This window comes from Bradyrhizobium sp. Ses1 (assembly GCF_059512365.1).
The window spans coordinates 1-6003 of record NZ_JCAMOQ010000120.1; the positions used below are offsets into that span (position 1 = coordinate 1).

The following is a 6003-nucleotide window of genomic DNA, read 5'->3' on the forward strand; positions in this document are numbered from 1 at the left end:
GTGATCTTCGCAATCACCGGACTTACCATGACCGCTCCAGCCTCTCAGGCTTTTGCAGAACCTTCCGCACACTACCGTGGAAGCCTTTCCGTTGAGCCCTGGGGTCTGGACTCAACCAGCCGGAGGGCGGCTTTCGGCCCGAAGGAGCCAGTCTCAATCTCACGCCACAGAGACGGGTGACACCACCTGGTTCACACACAGCACCGTTAAGGTTGACTTCGAGCCTCCGCGTGAATCTTTCACACATGATGCGCGAATTCTTGAAAGGGTGTCCGGCTCAAATTCTAGAGATACGTTCGTGTTGAGATCGGTCACAGTCAGCAACTAATGATAGCTGGACGGTTCTAAGCGAACTGCCTATCCGTTGACGTCGCTAAGACGTTCTCGTTCGCCCACCAAGACCGGGCGTAGACGTGATGAACAGGAGAAGCAGGCAACATGGTGGATGATACGAACGTTCGGGCTGGCCAGTGCCATTGCGGTGCGGTGCGTTTCGAGGTGACGCTAAGCGACGGCTTCAATTCGATCCGCCGCTGCACCTGCTCTTACTGCCGAATGCGAGGCGCCGTCGTTGTCATGGCGGAAATGGGTGGGATCAAGGTCCTGCAGGGCGAGGATGCGTTAACAAGCTACCGCTTCCATACCGGATCAGCGCAGCACTTCTTCTGTTCTCGCTGCGGAATATACACACATCATCAACGACGATCTAACCGGAATCTATATGCGGTAAACGTGGCTTGCCTGGACGGGGTAAGCCCATTCGATTTCTCCGAGGTGCCTGTCATGGATGGCGTCAATCACACGAACGACACCGGCATGCCAACGCGTCGAGCAGGCACACTCCGCTTCATCCCAACAAGCCTGCTGGCTATTCCGTCCGGGTAGGGAACGGCTCATACGCGGCTCATGGATTTACGCAGAGCATCGAGCAGTAGCCAAAATTGAGCTTTCGTCGTGTTTTTCCGCTGCCGCCTTGTGTTGATCCCGAACAAGCTTCTACGATAGCTCGTTCCCATCTCGAGTTGGGCGCAGCCGCCAATTCTTGTCTTGTTTGCGATGTTGTCTGGGAGACTGCCGTCAAGCATCGGGTTGCTGGTAACCTCGGCCGGGATTCCTGCAGCATCCAATTCTTCCAGAACGATATCGCGCAACTCGTCGTCCAGTCCGCCGAGCTGAATTCTTCCATTCGCTTGGGTGTCCGTACAGCCGTGCAAGCTGATACAACGTTGAGCGTTTTCAACCAACTTCGTGGCTATTGGCTCATCGTAGTGGGAAGCCGTCACATGCAGGTCGCCGTTGCTGGAGGGCAACAACCCTTCAAACAGCCAGAGGTCATGCAATCCAAGACCATCAACTGCGGTCGCCAGCGTAGCCGGATGATAGCCGGCCGTAGCTAGAGCGATCTCGCTTGTGCCGGTCTCAATGCCACCTCCGTGGAGGGCCATGATGATCTTTTGTGTTTCGGTGTTGTCCGTGACCTGTTCTTCCACCAGTTGGCGCCACTCATGACGTAGCCATCTTTTTCCATATGCCATCCCTTCGACGTTGTTCGGATCATCGTACAGAGCAGTCATGGAATCATATTTGTCAGGTCCTCGTGGCATATCACCGATCTCCGTGCAGTCGGCTGGAATGATCAAGAGCCGGTCGCGGCTTGCGGCTCTTGCTGGCGAATGGTGGACCTCCGGACACGATAAGGCTGCCGCCCTGACTTCTTCGAGAACGCGTAGCCCAGACCCGACCGGCGATCCGGATCGGACCATTTAGGTTGCAGGTTTCAGTTCTACATTCTTACCCGCCACCCGCCTTCTCGATCATGCGCATGACGGCATGGAGCTCCCTCCCGTAAGTCGGTCCGGTGGCGTAGCCCGCGCGAGCGACTTCGGTTGCGAAGGCGTATGGGTCGTGGGTGACCGCGAACGCCTTGGCGTACCGCTTGTTGCGCGCCAGAAATGAGCCGTGCTCGCTGAACGCGGTGGCAGCGTCGGGATAGACGCGGAACCAGTCGCGCACGACATAGTCGTACTTGCCGTCGGGCCGCGGCGTCACCGAGATCACTTCGGGGAATTTGGCGTCGGGCCGCGACATGACCTCCTTGGTCTTCAGCAACTGCCGCATGTTTTCGGGCATGCTGGCTTTTGCCTTGATACCGAAAAAATTGAAGCCGGGCGCATGCGCACCCCAGCCGGATTCCAGCGCTGCCTGGCCGAGCGTTACCAGGGCGGGTACGCGGCTCGCCGCCTGCGAAGCCCTGGCTGACTCGCCGAACGTGGCGACGAACGCTTTCGGCGCGAGCTTCTTGCCCGGCACGTAGGGCAAGGGCGTCGGCGCAGGAGGCGTAGGAGCGGGGGCGGGCGGCAGCGACCGGCCACCCAGCGCGGCGCCAATCGCGGCCTTGGTCGCCGCGCCGACGACGCCGTCGGCCTCCAGCCCGCTGCGCGACTGAAACCCATGCACCGCGCCTTCGGTGTTCGAACCAAAATCACCGTCCACTGCCAAATCGTAGCCGAGCCCGACAAGGGCGCGCTGCAGGCTGCTCACGCCGTCGCCTTTGCTGCCCCGGCGCAGCGTCGGTCCGAGCATGAATTCGGCGACGCCTTTGAGGCGGTCCACCAGCCCCGGATCGCCTCCCGCTTCGCCCGCGAGCAGGGCTTCCAGGGTGAGGGTCTCGTCGGCTGGAGATTCGCCCTCGCAGGCGGCGCGCACGTCCTCACCGTCGCTGAAATTCTCCTGACAGTTCTCTTGCCAAGTCTCCTGCCAAGTCTCCTGCCATCCCTCGTCCTCGGCTTCGCTCTGCGCGCCCGGCAGCGGCGCGAGGTCGAGGTGGAAGTGGATGATAAGGGGATGCGGTCCATGCCAGTTGAGCCCCGTCACGCTGTGTGTACCGAAAACCTTGTCCGGGTTGATGATGTGATGGAATCGCCTAAGTTGGCGGAATGATCGGGCTGCTCTGCTTCGTGCTGGCCGTTTTGGCCTCGCCGTTCAAGTCGAGGTTGCGGCTTGAAGCTGAGAACGCGGCGCTTCGACATCAGTTGATGGTCTTGAGGCGTAGGCTGCATGGTCGCGTCTGGCTCACGAACCATGATCGTTGGTTCCTTATCCAGCTGTATCGCTGGTTTCCGTCAATACTGCAGGTTCTCGCGATCATTAAACCCGAGACTCTCGTGCGTTGGCATCGGGCCGGCTTTCGGAACTATTGGCGTTGGAAATCACGTCGACGGGGAGGGCGGCCACAAATCGACACGGAGCTGCGCGGATTGGTCCGGCGGATGAGTGTCGAAAATCCGCTTTGGGGCGCGCCACGCATTCACGGCGAACTGCTCAAGCTCGGGTTTCAGGTCGCGCAGTCGAGCGTCGCCAAGTACATGGTGAAACGACGGGCTCCACCCAGCCAGGGATGGCGAGCCTTCTTGCGTAACCACGCACCGGACATTGCCGCCATGGACTTGTTCGTGGTTCCAACTATCGGTTTTGACCTGCTCTATGCCTTTGTCATCATCCGGCTAGACCGTAGAGACCTCATCTGGATCAACGTCACAGCAAATCCCACGGCCGAATGGGTTGCGCGTCAAGTAACGGAGGCATTTCCTTGGGATGAGGCTCCGCGCTACCTCATCCGCGATCGGGATCGGATCTTTGGCCGCGTCGTCACACGCCGATTGCGTGCCATGGGCATTCGGGACAAGCCTATTGCGCCGGCCTCACCCTGGCAGAACGGCTTTGCCGAACGGTTGATCGGATCGATCCGGCGTGAGTGTTTGGATCACATCATTGTCTTGGGCGAGGCACATCTGCGCCGAATTCTGAAATCCTATGCTCGCTACTATAATGAGACGCGCACGCACTTGGCCTTGGAGAAGGATACGCCCCTATCGCGCACCGTAAAGAGGGCAGGGCGTATTCTTTGCCGCCCAGTCCTCGGCGGATTGCATCACGAATATGACCGGATTTGAGTTTCCGACAGGCACAGGGTTCTCCCTCCCCAGCAGCAAAGAGGCCCCGACGCAGCCCGGGCCAGAAACGTTTGGGGGTACTTGGCTCATCTTTGGGACGAACTTCTGAACGAGATACTCAGCAAACTGATAGAGGAATCCACCGTCGCGAGCCGTTCAGCGGGCGCGAGGACGTCGAACGAGACCTGCCCGTTGACCTGATTGAACGGTTGAGCCTCTCTCCGGAGGCAACCTGACGCGCTGGAGCGCGACCATCAAGCAGGCCACTACTTCCTTCGGACCGAAGGCGCTACGTCGCTCGTCCGCAAAATGAGCTTTCGGTTGGTCGAGTTGCCCGAGCTGCTCCCGGTTTACCGACGCGAGTGCAGGCGAATCATCATCAAGAGGGCCTTGCAATGCAGCCAGCGGACCACCGGCTGCAAGCGCACCGGCCGCGGCCGTAATCAACGAATCCATCGGAATCGCGTCACACTTGTTACTCCTCTGCTCCGATATCTCGGTGCTATGTCAGCTCACGACGATCAGCAGCGGCCGAGACCCGGAGTTCGTCCAATCGGAGGCCGAAACCGCTGTGGTAAAGTTACCTGAGACCGGACGGATGGCTCATGCACAGGCGGCCGATCGTTTTGGCCGCAGGGGTGCAAGACGGTCCTCTTGCAGCGACTCATCGAGTAAGAGGCCAAGCCCCGCCTTGTTACGTCCTGGCACGTGAGCGCAGTTGAATTCGTGGACGGCGGCCGAGACGGCGTATGCGTTCGCGGGGACCGGCGGGCACGCTCAGCCTGCTCGGTATTTTGGCGCGTGTAAAAGTCGGTGGGGCAGGGACGACGGACGCCTCGTCGAAGGACGAGTGGGTCAGGGCAGATTAGTCAGGGATGATGATGAGAGTAGTTAGGCTAAAGTCGCCGGGAGGCTTGGATAATCTGGTATTGATGGAGGAGGATGCTCCCAAACCGAGGCCGGACGAACTGCTGGTTAAGATCCGGGCGTGCTCGTTGAATCTTCGCGACGATTTTATCGTTCTGGGGAAAACACATTGCGCCGACGACCGCATTCCTCTCTCAGATGGCGCGGGAGACGTCATTGCTGTCGGAGAAGCTGTCGACGAGTTCAAGGTCGGGGACGCTGTCGTTAGCACTTTCTATCCCCATTGGCAGACGGGCGAAATGACGTCGACTACCAAGCGGGAAATCCCTGGAGACACTTTTGATGGCTTTGCGCGCGACTACGTGTGCATGCCCGCGCATGGATTTACGAAGGCACCGGCAGGCTATACTCATGTCGAAGCAGCAACGCTCACGTGCGCGGGGGTCACTGCCTGGAGAGGCCTGGTGGTTTGCGGCCAGGTTAAGCCTGGTGATACGGTGCTCGTCATCGGCGCGGGCAGTGTATCCCTTTTCGCACTACAATTTGCAAAAGCTGCGGGAGCCCAAGTGATCGCTACTTCTTCCTCAGATGAGAGGTTGGAAAAGCTCAAGAGTCTAGGTGCGGACATGCTCATCAATTACAAGGCCGCGCCGGATTGGGGCCAGAAGGCAAAGGACTTGACTGACGGACGCGGTGTCGATCATGTGATCGAGGTCGGTGGACCTGCCACGTTGGCGCAGTCGATTACAGCCTGCAGGACAGGCGGGCATATCGCCCTGATCGGCGTGTTGACTGGTTTCGCGGGAGAATTGGTGATCCCAGCCGTGTTTTCAAACCAAATCCGGATCAGCGGGATCTCCATCGGCAGCAGAGCAGATCAGAGTGACATGATCCGTTCGATAACAGTCAATCGCCCGAAGCCGGTTATCGACCGTACCTTTGCCCTAGATGAGATTGTTGCTGCGTTCAAGTACCACGAGGCCCGGAAGTACTTCGGCAAGGTTTGCCTCGAGCTGTAGGATCTCTCCCCCTGTGTGTACCGAAAACTTAAGGTCGGGCGTAGTGGTGATGAAGTCCGCCCAGGATGGCGCGTGAACTGATCGCACCGGTTCGCTGAACCGGGCGAGAAATCGGCGCGTCCTTGTTCAAGGATCGATGCGTTCTGACGTTATTGTAATAGTCG

5 protein-coding genes are annotated in these 6003 nt (G+C 59.0%); 3 read left to right on the forward strand and 2 right to left on the reverse strand.

Annotation, left to right across the window (positions count from 1 at the left end; all coding sequences use genetic code 11):
• Window positions 1–438 precede the first annotated feature (438 nt).
• Entirely contained in the window at window positions 439–885 is a 447-nt protein-coding gene (locus AC5ZG5_RS45415; protein WP_080663966.1) for a GFA family protein, read from the forward strand.
• Window positions 886–893: 8 nt separating this feature from the next.
• On the opposite strand, the gene AC5ZG5_RS45420 is transcribed toward AC5ZG5_RS45415, so the two are convergent.
• Entirely contained in the window at window positions 894–1640 is a 747-nt protein-coding gene (locus AC5ZG5_RS45420) for a poly-gamma-glutamate hydrolase family protein (RefSeq protein ID WP_165435652.1), read from the reverse strand.
• A 151-nt stretch (window positions 1641–1791) separates the two neighbouring features.
• A complete protein-coding gene (locus AC5ZG5_RS45425) occupies window positions 1792–2874 on the reverse strand; it encodes a glucosaminidase domain-containing protein (protein ID WP_456647127.1) in 1083 nt (360 codons plus the stop codon).
• 62 nt (window positions 2875–2936) lie between these two features.
• Here AC5ZG5_RS45425 and AC5ZG5_RS45430 point away from each other — a divergent pair, with 62 nt between their 5' ends.
• Entirely contained in the window at window positions 2937–3953 is a 1017-nt protein-coding gene (locus AC5ZG5_RS45430) for an integrase core domain-containing protein (RefSeq protein ID WP_456671315.1), read from the forward strand.
• Window positions 3954–4834: 881 nt separating this feature from the next.
• Window positions 4835–5839, forward strand: a complete 1005-nt coding sequence (locus tag AC5ZG5_RS45435) for a zinc-dependent alcohol dehydrogenase family protein (protein ID WP_456647128.1) — start codon at window positions 4835–4837, stop codon at window positions 5837–5839.
• Window positions 5840–6003 lie beyond the last annotated feature (164 nt).